Source organism: Megasphaera stantonii (assembly GCF_025567065.1).
In the GTDB taxonomy this organism is placed as follows: domain Bacteria; phylum Bacillota; class Negativicutes; order Veillonellales; family Megasphaeraceae; genus Megasphaera; species Megasphaera stantonii.
Map to the genome: position 1 here is coordinate 266,339 of NZ_JAOQKD010000001.1, position 25,695 is coordinate 292,033.

The 25,695-nt window shown below is 55.8% G+C and carries 24 protein-coding genes and 1 tRNA gene; 5 read left to right on the forward strand and 20 right to left on the reverse strand.

What is annotated here, in order from left to right; all coding sequences use genetic code 11:
* Positions 1–186: 186 nt before the first annotated feature.
* The 11 genes from OCV58_RS01210 to OCV58_RS01260 form a co-directional block, all read right to left on the reverse strand.
* Positions 187–954: an amino acid ABC transporter ATP-binding protein gene (locus OCV58_RS01210; protein ID WP_087477942.1), complete on the reverse strand. Its 768-nt coding sequence runs from the start codon at positions 952–954 to the stop codon at positions 187–189.
* A 16-nt stretch (positions 955–970) separates the two neighbouring features.
* Positions 971–1,621: an amino acid ABC transporter permease gene (locus tag OCV58_RS01215; RefSeq protein ID WP_107195429.1), complete on the reverse strand. Its 651-nt coding sequence runs from the start codon at positions 1,619–1,621 to the stop codon at positions 971–973.
* A gap of 114 nt (positions 1,622–1,735) precedes the next feature.
* Complete coding sequence (locus tag OCV58_RS01220) at positions 1,736–2,533, reverse strand: amino acid ABC transporter substrate-binding protein (RefSeq protein WP_154876643.1); 798 nt, start codon at positions 2,531–2,533, stop codon at positions 1,736–1,738.
* 12 nt (positions 2,534–2,545) lie between these two features.
* Positions 2,546–3,337, reverse strand: coding sequence for an amino acid ABC transporter substrate-binding protein (locus tag OCV58_RS01225; protein ID WP_087477939.1), 792 nt, complete (start codon positions 3,335–3,337; stop codon positions 2,546–2,548).
* Between the two features lie 180 nt (positions 3,338–3,517).
* Positions 3,518–4,024 (reverse strand): hypothetical protein, encoded by a 507-nt coding sequence (locus OCV58_RS01230; RefSeq protein WP_154876644.1) that lies wholly within the window; start codon positions 4,022–4,024, stop codon positions 3,518–3,520.
* A 63-nt stretch (positions 4,025–4,087) separates the two neighbouring features.
* Entirely contained in the window at positions 4,088–4,417 is a 330-nt protein-coding gene (locus OCV58_RS01235; RefSeq protein ID WP_154876645.1) for a hypothetical protein, read from the reverse strand.
* A gap of 9 nt (positions 4,418–4,426) precedes the next feature.
* Positions 4,427–5,335 (reverse strand): hypothetical protein, encoded by a 909-nt coding sequence (locus tag OCV58_RS01240; RefSeq protein WP_154876646.1) that lies wholly within the window; start codon positions 5,333–5,335, stop codon positions 4,427–4,429.
* Between the two features lie 9 nt (positions 5,336–5,344).
* Positions 5,345–6,289 carry a phosphodiester glycosidase family protein gene (locus OCV58_RS01245; protein WP_087477935.1) on the reverse strand — a complete coding sequence of 315 codons (945 nt, stop codon included), beginning with the start codon at positions 6,287–6,289 and terminating at the stop codon, positions 5,345–5,347.
* Positions 6,290–6,322: 33 nt separating this feature from the next.
* Positions 6,323–7,138, reverse strand: a complete 816-nt coding sequence (locus OCV58_RS01250; protein WP_154876647.1) for a polysaccharide deacetylase family protein — start codon at positions 7,136–7,138, stop codon at positions 6,323–6,325.
* 82 nt (positions 7,139–7,220) lie between these two features.
* On the reverse strand, positions 7,221–8,189 hold the full coding sequence (locus OCV58_RS01255; protein ID WP_087477933.1) for a C-terminal binding protein: 969 nt from the start codon (positions 8,187–8,189) through the stop codon (positions 7,221–7,223).
* Between the two features lie 208 nt (positions 8,190–8,397).
* Positions 8,398–9,063, reverse strand: a complete 666-nt coding sequence (locus tag OCV58_RS01260; RefSeq protein WP_154876648.1) for a CpXC domain-containing protein — start codon at positions 9,061–9,063, stop codon at positions 8,398–8,400.
* Positions 9,064–9,433: 370 nt separating this feature from the next.
* On the opposite strand from OCV58_RS01260, the gene OCV58_RS01265 reads away from it, so the two are divergent.
* A complete protein-coding gene (locus OCV58_RS01265; RefSeq protein ID WP_087477931.1) occupies positions 9,434–9,616 on the forward strand; it encodes a hypothetical protein in 183 nt (60 codons plus the stop codon).
* A gap of 192 nt (positions 9,617–9,808) precedes the next feature.
* On the opposite strand, the gene OCV58_RS01270 is transcribed toward OCV58_RS01265, so the two are convergent.
* From OCV58_RS01270 to OCV58_RS01310, 9 genes are all read right to left on the reverse strand, one after another.
* Positions 9,809–9,897: transfer RNA gene (locus tag OCV58_RS01270), tRNA-Ser, on the reverse strand.
* A gap of 48 nt (positions 9,898–9,945) precedes the next feature.
* A complete protein-coding gene (locus OCV58_RS01275; protein ID WP_154876649.1) occupies positions 9,946–11,172 on the reverse strand; it encodes a Zn-dependent hydrolase in 1,227 nt (408 codons plus the stop codon).
* Positions 11,173–11,398: 226 nt separating this feature from the next.
* Positions 11,399–12,535 (reverse strand): acyl-CoA dehydrogenase family protein, encoded by a 1,137-nt coding sequence (locus OCV58_RS01280; protein WP_267312739.1) that lies wholly within the window; start codon positions 12,533–12,535, stop codon positions 11,399–11,401.
* Positions 12,536–12,620: 85 nt separating this feature from the next.
* Positions 12,621–13,721 carry a [FeFe] hydrogenase H-cluster radical SAM maturase HydE gene (hydE, locus tag OCV58_RS01285; RefSeq protein ID WP_154876650.1) on the reverse strand — a complete coding sequence of 367 codons (1,101 nt, stop codon included), beginning with the start codon at positions 13,719–13,721 and terminating at the stop codon, positions 12,621–12,623.
* 280 nt (positions 13,722–14,001) lie between these two features.
* Positions 14,002–15,270 (reverse strand): uracil permease, encoded by a 1,269-nt coding sequence (gene uraA, locus OCV58_RS01290; RefSeq protein ID WP_087477927.1) that lies wholly within the window; start codon positions 15,268–15,270, stop codon positions 14,002–14,004.
* An 18-nt stretch (positions 15,271–15,288) separates the two neighbouring features.
* On the reverse strand, positions 15,289–16,527 hold the full coding sequence (locus OCV58_RS01295; protein WP_154876651.1) for an FtsW/RodA/SpoVE family cell cycle protein: 1,239 nt from the start codon (positions 16,525–16,527) through the stop codon (positions 15,289–15,291).
* The gene (gene trmB, locus OCV58_RS01300) at positions 16,511–17,185 is read right to left on the reverse strand and encodes a tRNA (guanosine(46)-N7)-methyltransferase TrmB (RefSeq protein WP_087477925.1); all 675 of its coding nucleotides are present in this window, start codon (positions 17,183–17,185) and stop codon (positions 16,511–16,513) included. The genes OCV58_RS01295 and trmB overlap by 17 nt, the downstream gene beginning before the upstream one ends.
* Before the next feature lie 105 nt (positions 17,186–17,290).
* Positions 17,291–18,379, reverse strand: coding sequence for a mandelate racemase/muconate lactonizing enzyme family protein (locus OCV58_RS01305; protein ID WP_095629308.1), 1,089 nt, complete (start codon positions 18,377–18,379; stop codon positions 17,291–17,293).
* 32 nt (positions 18,380–18,411) lie between these two features.
* A complete protein-coding gene (locus OCV58_RS01310; protein WP_107195440.1) occupies positions 18,412–19,407 on the reverse strand; it encodes a LacI family DNA-binding transcriptional regulator in 996 nt (331 codons plus the stop codon).
* A gap of 402 nt (positions 19,408–19,809) precedes the next feature.
* Here OCV58_RS01310 and uxaC point away from each other — a divergent pair, with 402 nt between their 5' ends.
* The 4 genes from uxaC to OCV58_RS01330 are packed head-to-tail and all read left to right on the forward strand — an operon-like array spanning position 19,810 to position 25,640.
* Positions 19,810–21,219, forward strand: coding sequence for a glucuronate isomerase (gene uxaC, locus OCV58_RS01315; RefSeq protein WP_095629307.1), 1,410 nt, complete (start codon positions 19,810–19,812; stop codon positions 21,217–21,219).
* A 27-nt stretch (positions 21,220–21,246) separates the two neighbouring features.
* Complete coding sequence (locus OCV58_RS01320; protein WP_154876652.1) at positions 21,247–22,710, forward strand: tagaturonate reductase; 1,464 nt, start codon at positions 21,247–21,249, stop codon at positions 22,708–22,710.
* Positions 22,711–22,721: 11 nt separating this feature from the next.
* A complete protein-coding gene (locus OCV58_RS01325; RefSeq protein WP_154876653.1) occupies positions 22,722–24,212 on the forward strand; it encodes a UxaA family hydrolase in 1,491 nt (496 codons plus the stop codon).
* Between the two features lie 12 nt (positions 24,213–24,224).
* Positions 24,225–25,640 (forward strand): glycoside-pentoside-hexuronide (GPH):cation symporter, encoded by a 1,416-nt coding sequence (locus OCV58_RS01330; RefSeq protein WP_154876654.1) that lies wholly within the window; start codon positions 24,225–24,227, stop codon positions 25,638–25,640.
* Positions 25,641–25,695: the final 55 nt, after the last annotated feature.

Genomic DNA, 25,695 nt, shown 5'->3' on the forward strand with positions numbered 1-25,695 from the left:
TATTCTTGTATATCATGATTTTACTATATTTATCGGGGTGTACGCAATAAAAAATGTACCATATCAAGTAAAATTTTTTCCCCACCGACATATAGTGTCGTCAGCATGATGAAAACTGCGCCGCATATATCGCAAAAAAACCGGCAAATGCTCGTTCGCACTTGCCGGTTTTTAGTTTCGTTTTTATCAGAACCGCAGCATGGATTTCAGGAAGCTTTGGGTTCGTTCGTTTTGCGGGTTTTCGAAGACTTGCTGGGGCGTGCCTTCTTCCTGGATGAGGCCGTCGGCCATGAAAATGACCCGGTCGGCTACTTCTTTAGCGAAGGCCATTTCATGGGTGACGATGATCATGGTCATTTCTTCGTCGGCCAGCTGCTTGATGGTCCGCAGGACTTCGCCTGTCAGTTCCGGGTCGAGGGCCGACGTCGGTTCGTCGAACAGCATGATGTCCGGATTCATGGCCAAGGCTCGGGCGATAGCTACGCGCTGCTGCTGGCCGCCGGACAGGCGCGACGGGTATTCGTCCCGTTTCTCCCACAAGCCGACCTTTTTCAGCAGCTCTTCCGCCGTCGGCATGATGTCTTCGGTCTTCATGCCCTTGACGATGCGCGGCGCTTCGAGGATGTTGTCGAGGACGGTCATATGGGGAAAGAGATTGAAGTGCTGGAAGCACATGCCCATGCGGCGGCAGATGGCCCGCACCTGGGCCGGCGGAGCGTAGACGGAGCGGCGGCTGCCTTCGGGCTGGCTGACCATGACGTCGCCGTCGACGGTAATCGTGCCGCCGTCGATGGTTTCGAGCTGGCACAGGCAGCGCAGGAAGGTACTCTTGCCGCTGCCCGACGGGCCGATGATCGAGACGACTTCGCCTTCGTCGACGTGGAGCGTCACGTCCTTCAAGACCTCCAGATTGCCAAATTGCTTGCGTATATGATCCATTTCAATAAAACTCATCGTGTCGTTTCCTCCTTTATTCGTCGTACACGGCGTAGCGTTTTTCCAGATAGGTGAATACCTTTGTCAGAATAAAGGTAAAGAACAGGTAGAACACGGCGGCGACGACGAAGGCCGTCGTGTCGAAGTCGCGCTGTACGATGGAGCGCGTAATGCGCAGGATGTCGTTCATGGCCAGGATGTAGACCAGGGACGTATCCTTCAGGAGGTTGATCGTTTCGTTAGCCACCGGCGGCAGGACGCGCTTGACGACCTGAGGCAGGATAATGCGCCGCATGGTCTGGACGTAGGTCATGCCGAGAACCTTGGCCCCTTCGTACTGGCCCTTGTCAATAGACTGGATGCCGCCGCGGAAAATTTCCGCAAAGTACGCCGCGTAGTTGAATACGAAGGCGATGATGGCCGCCGGGAAATCGGGCAGGCGCAGGCCTTCGATGATAAAGGGCAGGCCGTAATAAATGAATAAGATCTGGAGCATGAGCGGCGTGCCGCGCATGACGTAAATATAGGCGCCCATGAATTTCCGCAGGGGCATAATACGCGAAATGCGGGCAATAGACATGAGAATGCCAAGGGGCAGGCTCAGTACGATGGTAATGACAAAAATCTGCAGGGTGATTTCCAACCCGCCGGCAATGGCCGGGACAATATTCAATAAGTACTCCATAGTGTCTCCTCGCTTACAAGGGCCGTAAAGACGCACATAAGGTGATAGGCGCAGAAAGCGCGGAGCCGCCGCCCCTCGCCCTCTGCATGCTATCACCTGCTGGGCCCTTCGTGATTATTCTACTTTGATCGTAATGTCTTCGCCGAACCATTTCTGGGAAATCTTGGTCATGGTGCCGTCGGCGCTCATCTGCTTCAAGGTTTCGTTGAGCTTATCCTGAAGCATCTTGTCTTCCTGGCGCAGGCCGATGCCGTACTGTTCGTCGCCCATCTTGTTGTCGATGACCTTGAACTGTCCCGGCTTCTTGCTCATGTAGTAGCGGCCTACGACGCTGTCCACGAGGATGCCGTCGATGCGTTCCAGTTCCAAGTCCATGAAGGCGGCGACGAAATCGCCGTACCGTTTGACTTCCTGAAGGGAATTTTTAAATTCCGGCTGTTTTTCCAAGGCGTCGATGGAGCTGCTGCCTTCCTGGGTGCCGATGATCTTGCCCGACAAGCCCGCCCGGTCAGCAATGGGCGAATCCGAACGGACGACGAGGATCTGGGCGTTGTCCAGATAGGGCTTGGAGAAGGCGATCTGCTTGGCCCGGTCTTCCGTAATGGTCAGGCCGTTCCAGAGCATGTCGACCTGCTTGCTCTTTAAGGCCGCTTCCTTGCTGTCCCAGTCGATAGGCTTGAATTCGACGGGAATGCCCATGCGCTTGCCTGCTTCTTTCGCCAAGTCGATGTCGAAGCCTACGAGTTCGCCGTTTTCATCACGGAATCCCATAGGCGGGAAATTATCGTCGAGGCCGATGACGATTTTATCGGGCAGCTTATCTGCCGCTTTTTCTTCGCCGCCGCAGCCGGCCAGCATCGTCGCCGCCGCTGCGGTCAGCATTCCTATTGCCGCTAATTTCTTTACGTCCATTTTCCATACCTCCTACATGGATACGTCCATGCCAAACCATTTTTCCGAAATCTTCTTAGACGTGCCGTCGTTGTGCATGTCTTCCAATACCTTGTCCAGCTTTGCCTTCAGCTCCGTATCGTCCTTGCGCATGCCGACGCCGCAGGGAATGCTGGGATAACCTACGTCGATAATGCGGAAATCGGCGTTGTTCTGCTGCTTGAAGTACGCTGCCGTCGTCAAGGCTACGACTACGGCGTCGATGCGGCCGACTTCCAAATCCATGAAGGACGTGACGTTGTCCGAATACTGCTTCAATTCCTTAAAGGAATCGCGCAGCTCCGGTTCGGCGTTGATCGCTTCGAGGCCTGTGCTGCTCTGCTGGGTTCCGACGATCTTGCCGGCTAAATCGGCCTTGCCCTGAATGGGCGAATCGCCGCGGACTAGCAGGATCTGCGGGCCGTTCTGATAGGGCCGGGAGAAGAGGATGTTCTTTTCCCGTTCCGGCGTGATGGACAAGCCGTTCCAGATAGCGTCGATGCGCTTGCTCGTCAGCTCCGTTTCCTTGCTGTCCCAATCGACGGACTTGAATTCGACTTCCATGCCCAGGCGCTTCGCCGCTTCCTTCGCCATGTCGATGTCGAAGCCTACGAGCTCGCCTTTTTCGTCGTGAAAGCCGAAGGGCGGGAAGTTGTCGTCCAGCCCGATGACGATTTTATTTCGTTCCGCTGCGGCGCTATCCTTAGACCCCTCGCTGCCGCAGCCGACTATATTCATTGCTACAAGTGCAGCCGCCCCTACGACTGCCAACCGTTTCCACATCATCTTGAATCTCCCCTTCATATCTTACACAGTTCTAAATACAGTCCTTATTTTACTTTATTTCGTTAAAATAATAAAGAGTTTTCATCATTCAAAATGATGGAATTTTTTCATGAATCCCCTTTGTTTTGCTCTTATTCTCTTCAAATCTCTTTTTTACGATCGTCTTTCTCTTCTTTGGCCCTATGATTCGTCGTCGTGCGTCTCCTGCCATTCCTTGATGCGGTCGATAATGCGCTGCTTGTTTTTCCTGGACAAGAACTGCATGTGGACTGGCAGCACGGCGATGCCCCCTTCTTCAGCCTTGCCCAGCTCGATTTCCTGCCAGTTATCAGCGATGAGAAAGATATTCTTGTAGGGGATAAAGACGAAGCTGCGCTCTTCGTGAATCTGCTCGTCGCAAAATTCCCGGAGAGACATGAACTGGCGGCGCACGATGAGGCCCTTGTCGGTGACGAAGCAGACGACGTCGCGCTGTCTGTGGATGCGCCACAGGCAGAACAGCAGGACGGCGATGTTGTCCAGGCGTGCCGCCAGCGTCGCTTCACCGAGCATGAGCCAGAAGAAATACATGCCGACCAAGGTGAAGACGAGCTGCATGAATACGGAAAACCATTTGGAGTTTTCAAATTCTTCTTCGATGACGCCGCAGTTCGGATAGCGGCGCATCATGTCTTCTCTCGTAACCATAGTCCCTCCTGCCGGGCGGCTTCATGAAAAAAAGGGGAACGCCCAGCGTCCCCCAATACAGACTCAGCGAGTCTTCTTACTTGTCTTCGGCCCCGTCTTGATGACGACGTTGCGGCCGTCCTTGACGACTTCCAGGGAAATATCTCCGACGCCGTCTTTATAGTAGGCCATCTTGATTTCCAACAGCAGGGAGCCGACCTTTTCCTGCAAGTCGTCCGTGAAGAACTGCTTGCGGAAATCCGCCGCCGTCTGCTTTTTTGCCGGTTTCTGAACGACGCGGGGCTTTGCCGCCGGTTCGTCGTCCCAATCGGCCGTTTCAAAGGTTATTTCTTCTTTTACGCCCTTGAACATGTCTTCGAGAGACCGATTCTTGGGGATTTTATGCTTTGCCATCGTATCACCTTACTTGTTTGTATCGCCGGAACTTTCCATCTTATCCGACGCTTCCAGCATGCTGTTGAGGGTCAGCTTGGAAAAGTCTTCCGGCGTTTTATATGTCGCTATCTTCGTGAAGCCCTGACGCAGGCGGCCGCGGTACGCCGCAATGACCTTGTCGTCGCGGTTCAGCTCGGCGACGTAAATATCCTGGCCGTCGATGCCGACGAGGCGGTAATTGCCGACCGGCGAGATTTCCCGCCAGCTGCTCGTCGCCCCTTCGAACATGTAGACGACGCCGGTGCGCAGGTTATCATAGAAGAAGATATCTTCGTCGTAGAATACGGCGATGCGGCCGATGTTTTCAGCCTGAACGTGGATGCGCCGCGTGTCGTAGTTGGCGTCGGTACGGTAAATGCGGTACCGTTCGGGAGCCACTTCCAGCTTCATGTATACGACGTTCGTCGCCGTCGAGTAGGCTACGTCGACGATCTTGCTGTCTTCCGGCGCGTCTTCGATAGGCGTGTCCAGCTCCCGTTCGGGATATACCGGGTCGTACTGGGCGATGTGGACTTCATAATTGCCCGTCTCGTTATCGTAGCCGTAGGTGGCGAAAATGGCCAGATTGCGGTCCGGCAGCCATTCGAAGAAGGACACCTTCTTGCCGTGCAGGTTGATGCGCTGCGGCTCGCCCTTCTTGCCGGCTTCGTAAATCAACACCTGGTCGTCGACAATGGTCGCCATAAACCGCTTGTCAAAGGAATAATAGGACTGGCCGTTCGGCTCTACGCCGAAGCCCAAGGCTTCCTGCTGATTCGTGCCGGCAATCTGGAAATCCGAGGCCGGCGCAAAGAGCACCTTGTCTAAATACAAATACACGCCTGCCTGGACGGCAATGCCGACAACGAAGGCTAAGAGAACTCGTTTCGTGTTCATACATACCTCCTATTTGACGATAAATGCCGTCGGAATCATGCGTTCGCCCAGCAAGTCCGCCGGTTTGTTCACTACATTGCCGTTGAGGTACAGCGTCGAGCTGGAGCCTCCGTCCAAATTGGCCGCGATGACCGCGCCTTCTTCATAGAGGATGTTCTGCAGGTCCCGCAGCGTCGCGCCGACAGAATAGCCGGGCTGGCGGCCGTCGATGACCAGGAACAGCACCGTACCGTCCTTGCGCTGACCGATAGCCGTGCGGGGACCGACGCCCCAGCCGCCGTCGCCGTCGGTAATCATCTTTTCGCCGTTGACGATGAGGGCCGGGCCGAAGGATATGCCTTCTTTCGCGCCCATTTCGATGATTTCGCCCTTGCTGTACGTACCGGCGATGAGATTTCCTTCTTTATTGAATCCGACGAATTCGTTCACTTCCACGTCGAGGGAATTCTGCCCCAGAAGGAACCGGCCGTCATGAATGATAAAGCCATACGGGCTGCGGCCCGTGCCGGTACCGTTGGCATCGTAAAAGCCGCCGGCGTTGATGGCCGCCACGGCGTCATGCCGCTTGGCGATGCCGCTCGTCGTGTCGCCTTTTTCATCCATATTTTCCGCCGTCGCTACTTCGATGCGCTTCGGGTCGGGGATTTCCAGCAAAAAGCCTTTGAAGCGGCTCGATTCAATCTGCTTTAAATTCAGGGACGAATCGGTGCGGGCCGTAAATTTAAACAGCTCCTGCTTCGGCGCCGTGCTGATGCCGCCCAGTATTTTATCGATTTCTTCCTGAGAAAAAAGCCACGTAATGTACTGGGGGTGGCGGCTCTTTAAAATCGCGCCGACGACGGTCCGCTTGACGTTGTCAAAGGGGCCGAACAGTACGACGACAGGCGACGTTACGCCGAAAAAGACCAGCAATACTATTAAAAATTTGCAAATATCTTTGAAATGTTTCTTCATAGTTACCTCAGAAATGTAAAGATAGACCCGGCGTTATCGTTCTTCGTACTGCTCTGTCGTAACGCGCTGCTCAAAGTTTCCTATATCGACGGCATTGCCAATCCAGATGCGGTTGACGGCATAGGGATTGTCGCCGCGCTTCGCCCATCCCGGATTCATGGTGACGGCCAGCTTGATGCCATGCTTTTTCATGACGTCTTCGACGGCCTCATTGACCCGGCCATAGGGATAGCAGAAAAATTCGTTGTCGATACCCAGGCGCTGCTTCAGCTCTTCCTGGCTCTTTTGCACGTCTTCTTCGACGGCTGCCGCTGAAAGCTCTGTCAGGCGCTCGTGACGGTAGCTGTGCGAAGCAATAGTAATGCCTGCGTCTTTCATTTCCTGGATCTGCTGCCATGTCAGGCGCGTACCCTGGTCGGCGTCATACGTCGGGATGAATACGGTGCAGGGAAATCCGAATTCCTTCATGATGGGCATGACGATGGAATACGTGTCGGGATACCCGTCGTCAAAGGTCAGCACGACAGGTTTTACAGGGACGGCCTTCCCTTCCGTCATGTATTCATGGAGCTGCTGCAGCGTAATGGGATGGAACCCGTTGTCCTTTAAAAACTGCATCTGCTCGCGGAAGTGCGATTCCAACAGGACGGCGTCGTTATCAGGCACGTCGCCTATCATATGATACATGAGGACCGGAATCCCTTTTTCGGGAACGGCCATTTCCACTTGTTCCTGCTGCGCTGCCGGCGCGGCGGACTCGGCTGCCGTCTTCGTGTCGGAAGACGGGCCGCAGCCCCCTAACAGGGCGCAGCAAAGACATGCCATTGCGGCGAATTTCCAAATGCGCAAGACATAAAGCCCCCTTCGTATGTCGGTTTATCCTGCGGCGCGCCGGCGCCCTTGCGCCGATACGCCGCTTGTATGCACGATGTTAATATGTATCTTTTACGACGATCGGCAGTTCGTCCCGCCGCCCTTCGAAGAACCGGCGGATATATGTCTCGGCGTCGTCGCGGACCTGCTTATCGGCTTCGACCGAATGGAAACTGACGTTAGGCGTCAGCAGGAATTCCGGCCGGGCGATCATTTTGAGCAGCATCGGACTGGGATGCTCCATAGACAAGACGTCCAGCGCCGCGCTGCGGATATGCCCGTCGTCGACGGCATGGTACAGCGCCGCTTCGTCGGCCAGGCCGCCGCGGCAGCAGTTGACGAACATAGCCCCCTGCTTCATCTGCTCGAACTGTTCATCCTGGAAAATATACCGCGTCGTTTCATTCAGCGGCATATGGAGCGATACGACGTCGCTCGTCTCCAGCAGCTGATCCATATCGACAGGACGGACATGATGCGCGTTCATGATGTCTTCGCTGACAAACGGGTCGTACGCCTGGATGCTGCAGCCGAAGGCCTGCATGCGCGACGCGACGGCCCGCCCGATATGGCCGAAGCCGACGAGGCCGATGAGGTTGCTGCTCACGCGGTGGATAGGCCAGGCCACGGAGCCGTATTCCCAGCGGCTGTTGACGTTGATGTCCGTCAAGTATTCCGGCAGCTGCCGAATCAGCGCCAATATCATAGCGCACGTATGGTCGGCAATATCGTCGACGCAGTACGACATGTTATTGACGACGAGAACGCCGTTGCGGGCAGCCCCATCCAAATCGACGTTGTCATACCGCGTCGATAAAATGACGATGAGTTTCAAGTCGTCGAGCCGGTCCAAAAGCGAGCCGGAAATCCGTTCCGATTTGCAGATAATCACGTCGGCGTCTTCCAGCCGGTCAGCCATGACGTCTTCGTCGGCTTCCGGGCAATATTCGACGCGGGCAATATCCCGCAACCGCTCTCCAAAATCATCTTCGTCCTGACGTCCCGTCAAAACACTTATGTGATACATATCACAGCCCCTTTTCTTTGGTAAAAACAATCAGCTAATTAAAAACCTACATATATCCTTAATTATATAACACATATTTACCACTTCGCAAGTAAATAGGGCCATTCCCCCTCATTTCTCTCCCCCATAGCTGCCTGGGCCAGCTACAGCAAAAGCCCGCAGGAACATGGCCCGCGAGCTTTTCGATGGCTGCTCCCTTGGCAGCGCTTTATTTCATAACAGCGTCTAAAAATGAAACGGCCCAGGCTTTGTCGATAACCGGCACGTCCTTCGACTGTTCTTCCAATTCCTTGCTGAATTCATTCCGCAGCGTTTCGTACAATTCGGCAAAGCTGGCTTCGTAATCGACGTTCAGCGCTTCGTTAGTGCCATCGTCAATGAGGTGGATAATAAACTTCCCCTCTTCGTCCCGGATGAAATAGCAGCCCGTCGTATGAAACTCGGGATACTGGGCTTCCACCTGGCGTTCTGCCAGCAGCTTCAGCAATGCGATAATGCGGTCGTCCAGACCGGCGTCGGCGATGCGGAGCTTTTCCAGCATTTCGTCGAAGGAATGGACGATGCGGCAAACGTAATGCGCCGCGTCGTGCAGCACCGCCATAGCTTGCTTAAAAGCCTGCTGCGCCGTTTCCTCTCCCTGTTTGTCGGCAGCATGATAGATCATGACGGCTTCATCCATATCATGATACAAGAAATTGTAGCTGACGACGTGCTCGTACCCGCAATGAGGACAATGCATGGTAAACGCTTCCAAGGACCGCACGGCGGCCTTCATATCTTCATCGGTCTGTGTATTCACGCTGTCCCATACCTTAAACCGGCTGGTTTTGCCGCACTGGGGACAGGTAATTTCTTCCTCATGGAATCTCGACATAACGAACCTCCTTACTTCTCTCCATACGATATATGTTTCGCCGCAGACACGCCGCCTGCAGCTTTCCAGCTATTCCATTCCTATTATATTTTTACGAAAAAAAACTGTCAATTCCCTGCCGAAAATTCAACGCTTTGCGCCCCTCTGCCAGCGTTGCCGCAGCCTCGCCGCCGCTGCTTTCAAGAGCACGAATAAGCGCGCCCCGTTATTGACAGCGATAAAAAAGTATTCTATGCTGTACCTAAACTCTCCGGGCAAAATAGATTCCCGCCGGCCGCGCTGAGCCCTTCTTCCAGACGAAACACGCAGCCTCGGACTGCGCAAAGCCGGCTTTATTGCCTATAAAACAAAAAATTAGGAGGATATACGTATGGAAACGAAATGGTATGACAAAAAATGGATGTTGTGGGCTGCCCTCATCATCTGCTGGCCCCTCGGCTTGTATCTCTTGTATCGCCAGCGCCGCAACTACACGAAAACGCAGATTATCCTGTACATCATCATCACGGCCATTTGGTCCGCCTTCGCCCTGCTCAATGTATCACAAGGATGACGCATACGGCGCAGCTATGACAGGACGAAATCGCTCACAGACAGATTTTATGCCATAGGGAAGCTGCCAATACGCCTTCCTGCGCCTGTCTTTCATGAAATAAACCCCTTTTTTAAACCCCTTGTCCAAAAAACAGCTCAAACTAGTAAACTAACAGGGCCCGCCGAAAACCGGCGAGCCCTGTTGTTTTCTTGGCGGAAAGGGTGGGATTCGAACCCACGGTGCGTTGCCGCATCACTAGTTTTCAAGACTAGCTCCTTAAACCACTCGGACACCTTTCCATAACGGAATTATTATAGCAAACATCTATAATTTCCGTCAAGAAAATTTCACCTTCCCAATACGGCTTCGATGAGCCGCAGGAAGGCCCGGATGCCTTCTTTTAAAGCCGGTTCCGGCGTGTCTTCTTCCTTGCAGTGGGAAATACCCGGGTCCGACATGACGAACATCATGATGGACGGCGCGGCCTTGACCATTTCTACGGCGTCGTGGAGCGGAGCGGAATACATGATGGCGTCCCTTCCCGTTTCCTCCTGGACGGCACGACGGCACAGCTCTTTCAGCGTTTCGTCAAACAATACGGGCTCCTTGTGCCAAAGGACGTCATGCGCTGCAGCTACGCCGTGTTCCCTGGCCCGCCCTTCATAGGCGGCGCGGGCTTCGTCTATCATCGTCTGGAACGTTTCTTTGTCGATGCAGCGGATATCCAGGGAAATGCGGCAGCGGCCGGGAGAAATGGTCACGACATTGGGGGCGACGTCTACTTGCCCGACTGTGCAGTACGCGCCGTATTTCAACGCTATTTTATTAAAATCAACGGTTGCTTCGGCAGCCGCTAAAAAGGCGTCGCGCCGCAACGCTACAGGCGAACCGCAATGGCTCTGCTGTCCCGTAAACGTAATGTACTCGCGGTGGCAGCCGCACACGCCGTACACGCAAGCAGCGCTCGTCTTGTTCTGCGCCAGCAGCGGCGCCTGTTCGATGTGCAGTTCCAAATAGGCCTGGACCTGCCGCGCTGCAAAGGCCGCCCTCGCCTCGTCTATCCGCTCGCCGTCCAATCCGCACGTTCGCAGCACGTCGGCGAAGGATTCCCCGTCTTTCGTTGTCAGAGACGCCGCCGACTGGGCCGTCATAGAACCGCTGGCGACGGCAGACCCAAAGCAGCTCTTGCCGAAGGCCATACCTTCCTCATCGACCCAGCCGACGACATACAAAGTCTTCTTCGGCTTCTTTCCATCTAGGCAATACGCGCCGTAGCCCATGCCGGCCGCTACACCCAGGGCCCCGTCCAGCCAGCCGCCGTCCGGTACGGAGTCAATATGGCTCCCTACGACGACGGACGCTTCACTTTCACCGGCAAACTTCGCCCATATATTGCCGACGGCATCCATTGACACTTCGGCTCCGGCCGCTTCCATATGACAGCGAAACCATTCCGTCGCCTGCTGCCACACCGGCGTCCACGACAGGCGCTGGGCACCGCCTTCGTCTGACGTAAGCGCCGCCAGTTCTCTTAAATCGGCGACGATTTGTTCTGCCGCATCTGCTCTGTTCATCTGAATCCCCCTTGTATATACATATCTATGCTATATGTTCCCGAAATGGAATTAGTTTGATAATACTATGACTGCCAGCCCGTTGGCAAGGTATACTTGCGCTCAATCTACAAAGGCCGCCTTCTCTTTCACCGAAGGCGGCTATTTTGTCATACCAGCAACATGACAAAATACCCTCTTTGCCGTGACATCCAGCAAAGAGGGTATATAGTATCAAATTCGCGCCTTACTGCAGCACGTGTCTGGCAATGACCATTTTCTGCACTTCGCTCGTCCCTTCATAAATGCGCAGGATGCGGGCGTCGCGGTACAGGCGTTCGATGTCGTAGTCCTTCATGTAGCCGTAGCCGCCGTGTATCTGCAAGGACAAATCGCAGATGTAGCAGGCCGCTTCAGAGGCATAATATTTCGCCATCGCCGCCGCCTGGCTGATATCGCCGCCGGCCATCCGTTCCGACGCGGCGTTGTATACGAGGAGACGAGCCGCTTCCAGACGCGTCGCCATGTCGGCCAGATACCACTGCAGGCCCTGCTTGGCCGCAATGGGCTTGCCGAATTGAACCCGTTCCTTTGCGTATTTAACAGCGCCGGCCATGGCCGCTTCGGCCACGCCCAGGGATTGAGCAGCAATGCCGATGCGCCCGCCGTCGAGGCCGCTCATAGCGACCTTAAATCCGTCGCCGACACGACCCAGCACGCACGATTCCGGCACAGCGCAGTCCGTAAAAATCAGCTCCGACACAGCGGCACCGCGGATCCCCATCTTATCTTCCGTCTTGCCCAATGAAAATCCCGGCGTGTCCCGCTTCATCAAAAAGGCCGTCATGCCGCCGCGAGTCCCCTTTTCCTTGTCCGTCACGGCGATGACTACGACGTGATGCCCTTCATGAGGCCCCATATTGCTGATAAAGCACTTCGTGCCGTTTAATACATAGTGTCCGTCTGCATAGACTGCCTTAGTCGTCAGCCCGCCGGCATCTGTACCGGCTCCGGCTTCGGTTAGGGCAAAGGCTCCCAAACACCCTTCGGCCGCAGCCGGCAAGAACTCCCGCTTCTGTTCTTCCGTGCCGCGCTTGACGATAATATCATTGACCAGCAGGTGAACGGCCAAGATCTCCGCCGTACTGGCGCAGCATTTCGCCACTTCTTCAATAGCGACGACCTTGCAGATTTCATCCATGCCGGCTCCGCCGTATTCTTCGGGAATGTTCAGCCCCATAATGCCCATGTCGGCCAATCCCTGAATCGCCTCGGCCGGGAACCGCCCCGTCTCGTCGATTTCCTTCGCCAAGGGCGCGATCTTTTCCTGCGCATAGTTGCGCACCATCCTCTGTATATCTCGCTGCTCTTCTGTCAACTGCATAGAAATCCCGCCTTTCATCGTAAGCTATACTTCTATTATGACCTACGAAAAGGCGCTTTGGCAACTGTATGTGAAATTAGCATGCCTACGTCTTTTGCTTATGGAAAAAATGCGGCGAATCGCCCCACTGGCCGAGCCCTACGGTATCGCCGACAGACGCGACGCGGGCGGCCAGGCAGTTCTTGCATTGGCCCGGCGTGTCTTCGACACATGGCTTGTTGTCGTACAGCAAATATTGAGAGCGGAACTTCGGCACCGTCACGATGGGCATGAGGACGTTGGCCCCGGCCTTAAGGCCCAGCTCGCGGCCCATGGGATGCAGGGCCTGCAGGGCCGTCGTCGAAGCGATGTTGACGTCCGGCAAAAACAGGCGCGTCACGGCGATCATCTTGAGGCCCAGCTCCAGACGGCGGCGTTTCCCCTCGGCTGAATCGAGCCCCTGGGCTACGACGGCCTTGCCAAGAGGCGTATTGTGATGGACGACGTAGGGACCCATGCCGATCATGTCGATATCCATGTCGCGGTAAAACAAGATGTCGTCGGCCAAATCTTCTATGGTCTGGCCGGGCAGGCCGCTCATGTCGCCGGTGCCGACCTGATAGCCAATAGCCCGCAGCGCGTCAAGGCAGTTCTTGCGGACCTGCCATTGATGATGGCCGTCCTGCGGATGGAGCTTGGCGTACAGCTCAGGATTGCTCGTCTCGATGCGCAGCAGATAGCGGTGCGCGCCGGCTTCAAACCAGCGGCGGTAGGCTGCCTCGTCCTGCTCGCCGACGCAGAGTGTAATGCCCAGCTCGCCATGGCTCAGGGCCTTGATGTCCCGCACCAGCCCTTCGATGTAGTCGATAAACGCCTCATCCTGCCGTTCGCCCGACTGAAGCGTCAGAGAACCGTACTGGTTGTCATAAGCCCATTTCGCCATCGCCAGGATATCTTCCCGTTCGGTGTCAAACCGCTCCACCTCGTCGTTGTCCCGACGGATGCCGCAGTACAGGCAGTTCTTGATGCAGCGGTTGGAAAATTCAATGAGACCGCGATAATAGACGACGCGGCCGACGTTGGCCGCCTTGACCTCATAGGCACGGTCGTACAAGGCCTGCATCTCGTCGGCGTCGGTCAGGCTGAGCAGGTAAATTAAATCGTCGCGAGTTAAATCCTTTTTATATAATACATCGGCAAGCGGCATAGCGCTCCCTCCTTTGCGATTGCACAATGGATTAGGAATCATTTTCGTAATCCGATAATACTATGACCGCCGCGATTTATCAAGCCCGTTTTTCACACCTTCCTCCCCATTGTATAGAAGACGAAAAAAAAAGAGGACTCTTTCGAGTCCCCTTTGCATCGTCAGAAAGGAATCATTTTTGGCATGTCCGTTAACGTTTACCTTATATCGTACAACTGCAGCCCGCCGTCTTCCATAACAAAAGACCTGCCGCCCATGCAGCAGGTCTTTTGCATATTTTTTAATTTTTATTGGCCCAATGAAGCCGTTCAAAGAGCAGGAAGACGAGGCTCAGCACCATGGCGACGACCGTCGCAAGGCCCATGCCTTTGAGCTGGACAGGACCGAATACGATGGTCGCGCCGCTGAGGCCGGAAATCATCGTCACAGCCGTGAGGATGAGGTTCTTCGACCGGGTGTAGTCGACCTTCTTTTCAACGAGCATGCGCAGGCCTGACGCGGCGATGAAGCCGAACAGGAGAATGCACACGCCGCCCATGACCGGCGTCGGAATGGCGTGGATGAGGGCGGCTATCTTGCCGATAAAGGAAAAGATGATGGCGAAGACGGCGGCGCCGCCGATAACCCAGGTGCTGTATACGCCTGTAATGGCCATGACGCCCATGTTTTCGCCGTACGTCGTATTCGGCGTCGAGCCGAGAAGGCCCGACAGGACGTTGGACACGCCGTCGGCAAAGAGGGAGCGATGCAGGCCCGGGTCTTTGATGAGGTCGCGGCCGACAATGTCGCTGGTCACGAAAAGGTGTCCCAGGTGCTCGGCCAGTACGACGAACAGGGCCGGCATGATCATCATGATAGCGCTGAGGTTAAACTCCGGCTTGTAGAACGTCGGGAAGGCAAACCACGGCGTTTCCTGTACGTGGCTCAAGTCGACAACGCCCATGAAATACGACAGGATATAGCCGGCGACGACGCCGACCAGGATGGGAATGATGCCTAAAAATCCGCGGCCCAATACGCTGGTGAGAATCGTGACGATGAGCGTAAAGGTCGAGATGATCATAGCCGTTTCGTTGGACATGCCCTGGGCTTCGCCTATATAGCCCGACATGGTCATAGCCAGGGGCGCCAGCTCCAGACCGATAATAGCTACGATAGAGCCCATCGCCGCCGGCGGAAAGAGGACGTCAATCCACTTCGTGCCGATTTTGTCGACGAGAGCCGCAATGACGATAAAGGACAGGCCGAAGACGATGAAGCCCCCTTGGGCGTCGCCGTAGGACATGCCCGGCACGGCACAGACGGCCAGGACCGGCGAAATAAAGGCAAAGCTCGAGCCCAGGTACGCCGGCAGCCGCCATTTGCAGATGGTCAGGTAAATGAGCGTGCCGATGCCGTTCATAAACAGGGCCGTCGCCGGATCTACGTGCAGCAGGAACGGCACGAGCACCGTCGAGCCGAACATGGCAAACAAATGCTGCAGGCTGAGAGGAATCGTCGGCAGCAGGGGCAGCCGTTCCTCTACGTGAATAATCCTTCGTTGTTCCATATATTCCTCCTAATGCAATCAGCGCAGGGGAAAGCGGCTGCGCGTTTCTTCCTTCATGGACCGCAGGACAGGCTGCGGTTCCGCCGCGGCCCGCTCCATGGCTTGCTTGTAATTTTGCCGGCAAATATTGAGCAGCAGGGCTGCCGCCGCCATATTGACGACCAGGGATGTGCCGCCGTAGCTGATAAAGGGCAGGGGCACGCCGACGACGGGCAGGACGCCGCAGACCATGCCGATGTTGATAAAGCCCTGGCCGCCGAAATACAGCGTAATGCCCAATGCCGTAAACATGCCGAATTTATCCCGGCAGTTCCAGGCCGTCATGGCCCCGAAGTAGACGACCGTACAGAACAGGAGCAGGATAAAAATAGACCCGCGCAGACCCCATTCCTGGGCCAGTATGGCAAAGGCAAAGTCCGTATGGGCTTCGGGCAGATAGCTGAATTTGCTGACGCCGTCGCCGATGCCTTGTCCCAGGATGCCGCCGGAGCCAATGGCGATGAGGCTCTGCACCGTCTGGTAGCCCAGGGTCTTTTCATATTCCCAAGGGTCGAGCCAGGCGATGATGCGGTTCATGCGGTACGGCGCCGACAATAGGTACAGCAGCGCGCCGCCGCCCAGCACGGCGCAGTGCCACTTGATGTGGGACAGGCGCGCGCCGCCGGCAAAGACCATGACCGCCGGAATCGCCAGGATGACGAAGGCCGTGCCGGCGTCAGGCTGCTCCATGACCAGCAGGAACATGAGCAGCGGCCCCCATAAGGCGATATGGGGCACAAACCGCAGCCGCCGCCAGAATACGACGTCTTTGCCATGAGACAGGCGGTATAAAAACTCAATGGGCTTGCGCCGTTCCAAGAAATCGGCTAAATGGGACGCTGCATACAAAATACCGGCCAGCTTCGCCACCTCCGATGGCTGGAAGGTAAATCCGGCGACGCCGATCCAGCGGCGCGCGCCGTTGACGACGATGCCGATGGGAAAGACGATCAGCAGGAGGACGACGGCTCCGATGATAATCCACTTCGTATAGTTCCGCCATATGCGGTAATCTTTTTTATACAGGAAAAGCGCCGGCCCCAGCCCGACGGCGAAAAAAATGGCCTGGCGCATCAGGTGATTGAAAAACCGGCCGTGAACGCCGTCGGACACGAAGGTCGCGCTGAATACGTTGGCCATACCCATAGCGACCAGCAGGGCAAAGGCCGTCAGCAGGGCCCAGTAGGTCCGCCGCAGTTCTTTAGTTTCCTTCGTCATGACCTATTCCTCCGGCCGGCGGCATAGCCGCGCAATGAAAAATAGGCTGTCCTTTCGCGCTGAATTTTGCTTCGTATTCGGTCATCGCTTCGTTGACGATATCGCTGTGATGAAGGTCGTACGTCACTTCCGACAGCTGCCACTGCCGTTCCTTAAATTCTTCCAGCGTAAAGTCGAACAAGCCCGCGTTGTCAGATTTAAAATCGATGCGGCCGCCCTCCGCCAGCAGACGGGCGTAGCGGTCGAGAAAATCGCGGTACGTCAGGCGGCGCTTGGCGTGGCGCTTCTTCGGCCAGGGGTCGCAGAAATTGATAAAAAAGCGGGATACCTCGCCGGGCGCGAAGATTTCTTCCAAACGGGCCACGTCGAACCGCAGCAGGTGGACGTTGTTCACCTCGGCGGCGGCGCATTTCTTGCCAGCGTAATACAGGACGCCGACCTGAATTTCAATGCCGATGAAATTTGCTTCCGGGTGGAGCTGGGCCATTTGGGAAATGAAATTCCCCTTGCCCGTGCCGAGCTCTACCCACAAGGGCTTGTCCGGGTCTTCGAACAGCTCCCGCCATTTTCCTTTATGTTCTTCACAATGTTCCAAGTGGACGAACGAAGCGTAATCCAAAATGGCCTCGTCAATCCACGGTTTTCTCCGTAAACGCATGAGTTCCTCCTTTATCTGCGTATATAAAGAGGCTGATTCCACGCGAAATCAGCCTGTAATACTCGTATTATTATAGGATATGGAAAAAGGCAGTGTCAACTGAAATTACAGTTCTTTCCACCCTTTGACGCCGGTAATGCCCAAGCCCGGCCGTTCCGGCAGGACGAGCTCATTCGCCTCATAGGATATGCCGCCTTCTACGGGGTCGCTGGCCATCAAATCGGCGGCGTCCAGGTCGTTTTTGACGAATACGGTCCGGCCGGCCGACAAGGCTGCCGCCGCCGTAATGCCGACCTTGCTCTCAAGCATGCAGCCCATCATGCAGCCGACGCCGGCGCTTTCGGCCAGGGCCGCTATCTTTGCCGCCGGGCCCAGGCCGCCGGCCTTCATGAGCTTGACGTTGATGAGGTCGCAGGCCCGCATGGACAACAAGCGGAAGACGTCGCGGAGGCTGAAAGCGCTCTCGTCGGCCATGACGTCCGTATCGACATGATCCGTCACCTGCTTCAGCCCTTCGAAATCCCAGGCCGCCACGGGCTGCTCGACCAATTCGATGTCCAGTCCCGCATCCTCCATACGGCGGATGAGCCGCACGGCTTCCTTCGGCTTCCAGCCCTGATTGGCGTCGAGGCGGATGGAAATATCCGGCCCGACAGCCTGCCGCACAGCTTGGACGCGCCGGAAATCTTCGGCTCCGTCGAGGCCGACTTTGACCTTGATATGGCGATACCCGGCGGCGACGGCACGGCGCGCGTCGGCGGCCATCACGGCGGGCTCGTTGACGCTGACCGTCAAATCCGATACGACGCGGCATCTCGCCCCGCCGAAAAAGCGGTGCAGCGGCATGCCGTACCGCTGGCCGAACAAGTCGTGGACGGCCATGTCCAGGGCGGCCTTAGCCGACGTATTGTGGACCATAGCCGACTGGATAGCCTGCAATATCGCTTCCCTGTCGTCGATATCCCGGCCGACGAGTTTCGGCCCGATCGTATGCAGGATCGCCGCCGCAACGGACTCGTGGCTGTCGCCGGTAATGACGACCGTCGCCGGCGCATTGCCGTAGCCGACGGAGCCATCGTCAGCCCGCACCTGCACGATCAAATCCTCTGCCGTATCGACGCGCCGCAGGGCCGTTTTAAAGGGCGTCTTTAAGGGAATACTCACCTTCCCGACGCGTATATCCTGAATTTTCATATATCCTGTCCTCGTTTCTCCGCCCCTATCCCTTACAGGCGGAAGCTTTCTCGTTCTACCAGATCGGCGCTGAATTCCGTCCGCACCGGCACGGCGTCTCCGCCGTTTTCCGTCAAGGTAATCACCAAATTGACGGCGGCGGCGCAGAGACTGGCCAGCTTATTGTCTACGCTCGACAAGGTCGGCGTGGCGCATTGGGCCAGAATCGAATTGTTCCAGCCGACGACGGGCACGTTCATGCCGCTGCGCAGCATAGCCCGCTGGGCGCCGACGGCCAGCACGTCTTCCGACGTCAGAATGGCATCGAATTCGCACTGCGACGCGACGAGGCGGTCGACGCTGGCTTCCGCCGCCTCGAGGGTCCGCTCGATCTGGCAGATCCGCTCGTCCGACACGTCCAGTTTCAATTCCCGGCAGCCCTGATAAAATCCGTCGAGCTTATGGCGGCCGCTGTAGGTCAGGAAATCGTATAAATACGCCGGCTTGCGGCATCCCTTTTCCGCCAGCCAATGGACGAGCTTGCGCATGCCTTCCTTTTCATTGCAGACGACGCTGTACATGTTCGGCAGATGATAGTCGCAGTTGATCGTAATGACCGGGACAGATTCCGCGACCTGCTGCAGCTGCCGTATATCCTTTTCCGACGAAAAGGGCGTACCGATCGTGATGATGGCATCGACGTGCTTGGCCGTCATATCCGTGATGTACTTGCTGTTGCGGCCCCGGTCCTCGCCCGTATTGGACAGCATGACGTCCAGGTTGTGGCGGCGCAGGCCCTCTTCCAGCAGCGACACGGCGCGGGCATAAAAAATATCGGCTACATCCGTACAAATTACGCCGACGATTTTCATGGAATCAAGGCCCAAGCCGCGGGCAAAGGGATTGGGCTTGTACCCCATGTCCTTCATGACTTCCAGAATGCGGGCCCGGGTCTTTTCGCTGACGCGGCTGCTGCCGTTGAGCACCCGCGATACCGTAGCGATAGACACGCCGCACTTCTGGGCAATATCGTAAATCGTTATATTCATGAACGTATCATTCCTCTTGTATTGCTCGTAAAATCTCGCTGCCGCAGCCTCTGCTGCGGCGCTTTATCATATTATAGCATAAAAATGGAAATGGAATAACTTATTCATTGTAAGCGCTTTATGCGAGAGCTATTTTTTACGCTGTCCAGAGAAAAAATCCCCTGTTTTTCCAAGATATATAGCGAAGAGGAATCTATTTTCCAACACTTTGATAGTTTTTTCACATAATTTTTAATGAGATAAACGCATGAAAACGCCTTATTTTTTCTATTCCTATACAATTGCGGCATATTGCGTTGACAACCATGTTCTTCCGTAGTACATTTACAGTAACAAATGTAAGTGCTTACAGTAAAGTAAGTGGAGATACCGTCGAAAACATGAAAGGAGACGCATTACATTATGAAACAATTCATGGACAAAGACTTTTTATTAGAAACGGAAACGGCTCGCCGCCTGTTCCACAACTACGCTGAAACGATGCCGATCATCGATTACCACTGCCACATTTCCCCTCAGGAAATCGCAGAAGATCGCCATTTTAACAGCATTACGGAGGTATGGCTCGGCGGCGACCATTACAAATGGCGTCTCATCCGCTCCAACGGCACGCCGGAAGAAAAGATTACCGGCAAGGAATCGACGGATTTGGAAAAATTCATCGAATACGCGAAAGCGCTTCCAAGAGCCATTGGTAATCCCCTCTATCATTGGAGCCATTTAGAGCTGCAGCGCTACTTCGGCATTACCGAACCGCTCAATGAAAAGAACGCCGAAGAAGTCTTCAAAAAGTGCAATGCCAAGCTGAAAGACGCCGACATGGGCGTCCAGGGCCTCATCAAACAGTCCAACGTCAAGGTCATCTGCACGACCGACGACCCGGCTGACGACTTGAAATGGCATCAGAAGCTGAAAGAAGAACAGACCTGCAGCGCCAAGGTATACCCGGCTATGCGCCCGGACAAACTGCTGAACATCGATAAGGCCGGCTACGCCGAATACATGGCCCGCCTCGGCGAAGCTGCCGGCGTGGAAATCAAGACCTTCGCCGACATCCGCACGGCCATGGACAAGCGCATCGCCTTCTTCGAAGACATGGGCTGCCGCGCTACGGACCACGCTCTCGAATACGTATTTTGCCGCCCGGCCAGCGAAGACGAAGTCGACGCCATCATGGCCAAGGCATTCAGCGGCGAAGCGGTAACAGTTGAAGAAACGGAAGCCTACAAAACGGCTGTCCTCACCTATTTAGCCGGCGAATACTACAAACGCGGCTGGGTCATGCAGCTCCACTTCGCGACGCTCCGCGACCTGAACACGGAAATGTACAAAAAGCTCGGCCCCGACACGGGCTTCGACAGCATCGCCGCCGGCAACTGCGGCAAGGGCCTGGCAGCCTTCCTCGACCATCTGCATGAACTGGGCATCCTGCCGAAAACGATCCTTTACTCGGGCACGCCGGCGGACAACGCCATGATCGGCACGATTATCGGCTGCTTCCAGGGACCGGAAGCCCGCGGCAAAATCCAGCAGGGCGCAGCCTGGTGGTTCAACGATACGAAACAGGGCATGATCGACCAGATGACCAGCATCGCCAACCTGTCCGTCTTCGGCAATATCCTCGGCATGCTGACCGACTCCCGTTCTTTCCTGTCCTACGCCCGCCACGAATACTACCGCCGCATCCTCTGCAACTGGATCGGCAATCTCGTAGAAAACGGTGAATATCCTAACGACGAAGACGCTCTCCGCCAGCTCGTCGAAGATATTTGCTACAACAACGTAGCGGCCTACTTCGGCTTTAAGATGTAAATTTCAGCACAGGAGAAGGACAGACCTATGAAAAATGTAAGCGAACTCTATACGCGCCCGTCCCGCCCGATCAAGATACTGCAGTTCGGCGAAGGCGTGTTCCTCCGGGCCTTTGCCGACTACGCCGTCGACATCGCCAACGAAGAAAACAACTTTAACGGCAACATCGCCGTCATCCTGCCCCGCTCGGGCAAGACGGACCGCTTTGCCAAGCAGAACAACATCTACACCGTCTGCCTGCGCGGCCAGCAGGACGGCCAGGTATATAAGGAAAACCGCGTCATAACCTCTATCGATTCGGTCATCAGCGCCCGCGACGAATACGACGCCTTCATGGCCCTGGCTCATGAAGACGCCCTGGAATTCGTCATTTCCAATACGACCGACGCCGGCATCGCATACAACGAAGCCGACCAGTTCTCCGACTGCCCGCCGTCGACCTTCCCGGCCAAGCTGACGAAGTTCCTCTACGAACGGTATACCTATTACCAAGGCGACATGCAGAAGGGCCTGGTCATGGTGCCGACAGAATTAAACGACGACAACGGCCAGCTCCTCAAAAGCTGCGTCCTCCAATACGCTGCCCTGTGGAACTTAGACGACGCCTTTACCGCCTGGCTCGCTTCGGCCTGCCGCTTCGTCGACACTCTCGTCGACCGCATCGTCGCAGGCTACCCGGCCGGCAATATCGACGCCATTCAGGAAGAGCTGGGCTACGAAGACGCCCTCCTCGACCAGGCCGAGCCGTTCTCCCTCTGGGTCATCGGCGACCCGTCCTTAGCTGACAAATTTACCATCGGCTCCGACAAATTCCACGTCGAATTTACCGATAATATCCAAGCCTTTAAAGAACAGAAGGTCCGCATCCTGAACGGCGCTCATACGTCTATGGTCCTCGGCGCCTACCTGTCGGGCCTCGATTACGTCGGCCAGTGCATGGCCGACCCCGTCGTCCGCCGCTCTCTGGACCAGACGGTGTTCGGGGAAATCGTGCCGACTGTCGACTTGCCGCAGGAAAAGGCGGAAGCCTTCGCCAAGGCCGTATACGAACGGTTTGAAAACCCCTTCGTCAACCACGCCCTGCTAGCTATTTCCCTCAACTCCATTTCCAAATGGAAGGGCCGCATCCTGCCGACCTTCAAGGACAGCGTCGCCGCCACGGGCAAGCTGCCGAAATGGCTGACCTATTCCTTAGCGGCCCTGCTGGCCTTCTACCGCTCGACAGAAGAAGGCGACGGCTGCCTCATCGGCTCCCGCGCCGCCGGCAACACCTATGAAATCCACGACGACGCCGAAAAGCTGGCCTTCATCAAGGAAAACGCCGCCAAGGCGACAGCCGAATACGTACGGGCCGTCATGAGCCGCAGCGATTTCTGGGGCGAAGATCTGACGGCTATCGCCGGATTTGCCGACGCCGTAACGGCCCACATCGACCGCATGGCCGAAGTCGGCGTAAAAGCCCACATCGAAGAGCTGGGCCGGGACGCATGAGGAGACAGACTATGGCAGTATTTAAGATACACGAAAAAGACAACGTAGCCGTCGCCGTAAGCCCCGTCTCTAAGGGCGAAACCGTTACGGTCGGGAATACGACCTTGACCGCCTTGGACGATATTCCGGCAGGCCATAAACTCGCCGTCGTCCCCATCGCCAAGGGGCAGGACGTCGTCAAATACGGCTTTCCCATCGGCACGGCCAAGGAAGACATTCCCGCCGGGGCCTGGGTCCACACGCACAACGTGCAGAGCAAGCTCGGCGACCTGCTCCATTACACCTACGAGCCGGAAAAAGCCGACCGCCGGGAACTGACGACGGACAAGACCTACGAATTTCTCGGCTACAAGCGTCCTGACGGCACGGCAGGCATCCGAAACGAAGTGTGGATTATCCCGACAGTAGGCTGCGTCAACGGCATCGCCCGGGCCATCGAAGAGGCGTCCCAGCCATTTAAAACGGAACGCATCGACGGCATTTACGCCTACAGCCATCCCCACGGCTGCTCCCAGCTCGGCGACGACCAGCTCCATACGCAGAAGGTGCTGAGCGGCCTCGTCCACAACCCCAACGCCGGCGCCGTCCTCGTCCTGAGCCTGGGCTGCGAAAACAACCAGGTCGACCTCATGAAAGAGGTCATCGGCGAGTACGACCCCGATCGGGTAAAATTCCTCGTCTGCCAGGACGTAGAAGACGAAATCGCCGCCGGAACCGCTATTGTCAAGGAATTGTGCGCCTATGCCGACCAGTTTTACCGCCAGCCCTGCGACGCGTCGCTCCTGACCATCGGCTTGAAATGCGGCGGCTCCGACGGGTTGTCCGGCATTACGGCCAATCCCCTGGTCGGAGAAATTTCCAACCGCCTCGTCGCGGCCGGCGGCACGTCAATCCTGACGGAAGTGCCGGAAATGTTCGGCGCCGAAACGCTGCTCATGAACCGGGCCCGCGACGAGGAAGTATTCGATAAGACCGTCTCCTTGATCAACGATTTCAAAGAATACTTCATGAGCTACGGCGAAAAGGTAAACGAAAACCCGTCGCCAGGCAACAAGGCAGGCGGCATTACGACGCTGGAAGACAAATCCCTGGGCTGCGTCCAGAAAGGCGGCCGGGCCATCGTCGAAGACGTCTTGTCCTATGGCGACAGGGCCGTCAAAAAAGGGCTGAACCTTCTGCAGGCACCGGGCAACGACTTAGTCGCGTCCAACGCCCTTGCCGCGGCGGGAGCCCACATGGTCCTGTTCACGACAGGCCGGGGCACGCCCTTCGCCTGCCCCGTACCGACCATCAAGATTTCCAGCAACAGCAAATTGGCCGGATTTAAAACAAATTGGATAGACTTCAACGCCGGAACGATAGCGGAAGGCGAAGCAAAGGATAGTATAGCAGACCGTTTTTTCCAGTACATCCTCGACGTCGCCTCAGGCAAGATCCACGCCAAGTCGGAAAAACTGGACAAGCACGAATTGGCTATCTTTAAGAACGGCGTTACCTTATAAGGAGGAACTATTATGAGCGAACAAGCAACGGCGGCCGTCGGAACGGACGCCGCCAAAACGGACCACGTCAAACTGTCGTGGCGTGAAAAAATCTGTTACGGCTTCGGCGATTTTGGGAACGGCTTCATGTTCGACTTGGGCCAGGCCTATTTGACGAAATACTGGATCGACGTCTGCACTATCCCCGCCGGCGCCGTAGCCGGGATCTTCGCCTTCACGAAGATCTTCGACGCCTTCATGGATCCTATCGCCGGTTCGGCTATCGACAGCCGCAAAAACATCGGCCCCCGCGGCAAATTCCGCCCGGTCATGATGATTTCCAGCATCATCCTCGCTATCCTCACGGTCATTACCTTTACGATGCCGGAAATTTCCACAGCCGGCAAAATCCTCTTCGCCTACGGCGCTTACATGGCCTGGGGCCTGGTTTATTCTTTCACGAATATCCCCTACGCATCGTTAGCCAGCGTCATGACCCGCGACGTCGAAGAACGAAGCCAGATGGCTACGACCCGTCAGGCCGGCTCCATCGGGGCCCAGCTCATTACGGGCATCGCCTTCGTCCCCATCGTACTGCTCTTTGACCAGCCCCATCACGGCTTCTTCGTAGCTTCCATCGTCATGGCTGTCGTCGGTGTCCTCGGCTTTGCCATCTGCTACTTCAACTGTCACGAACACGTTCCCGTCAAGAGAAATACGGCGAAGGAACAGAAAGCGAAATTCTCGGACTACATCAAAATCGTATTTACCAACAAGCCATTATTGTGCATTATCTTGATGACCTTATTCACGATTTCCGCCATGAATACGAACAACCAGATGATGATCTTCTTCTGCCAGTATAACCTGGGCCACATGGGCCTGCAGCCTGTCGTCAACGGCATCATGATGGGCTGCTCGGTCATCGGCATCCTGCTCATTCCGAAGCTGGTAAAGATGTTCGGCAAGAAAAAGACAGCCATCGGCGGCCTGCTCATCGGCTGCGCGGCAGACATTCTGAACTTCGTCATCCCGACGAACCTCTATTCCTTCATCATCCTCGTCACTATCGGCTATGTCGCCCTGGCGATTCCGAACGGCATTACGTGGGCCTTCGTCTCCGACGTCATCGACTACAGCGAATGGCACAACGGCATCCGTAAAGAAGGCATTACCTACGCGGCCTTCAACTTCTCCCGCAAAATCGCCCAGGCCATCGCCGCTATCGTAAGCTCGGGCATCCTGGTCCTCACGGGCTATGTAGCCAACGCCGTACAGAGCGAAATGACCCTGACGGGCATCAAGGCCGCCATGACCTTGTACCCCGGCGTCGCCCTCGGCATTGCCGCCATCATCCTGTACTTCTTCTACGGTTTGACAGACGACAAATTCAAACAGATTGCCGAAGACCTGAACAACGGCAAATGGGAACACGGCACCATCGAATAATCTTGGAAAATAGATTGAAATCATTGGGAACTATCTGATATAATACTAGTATACA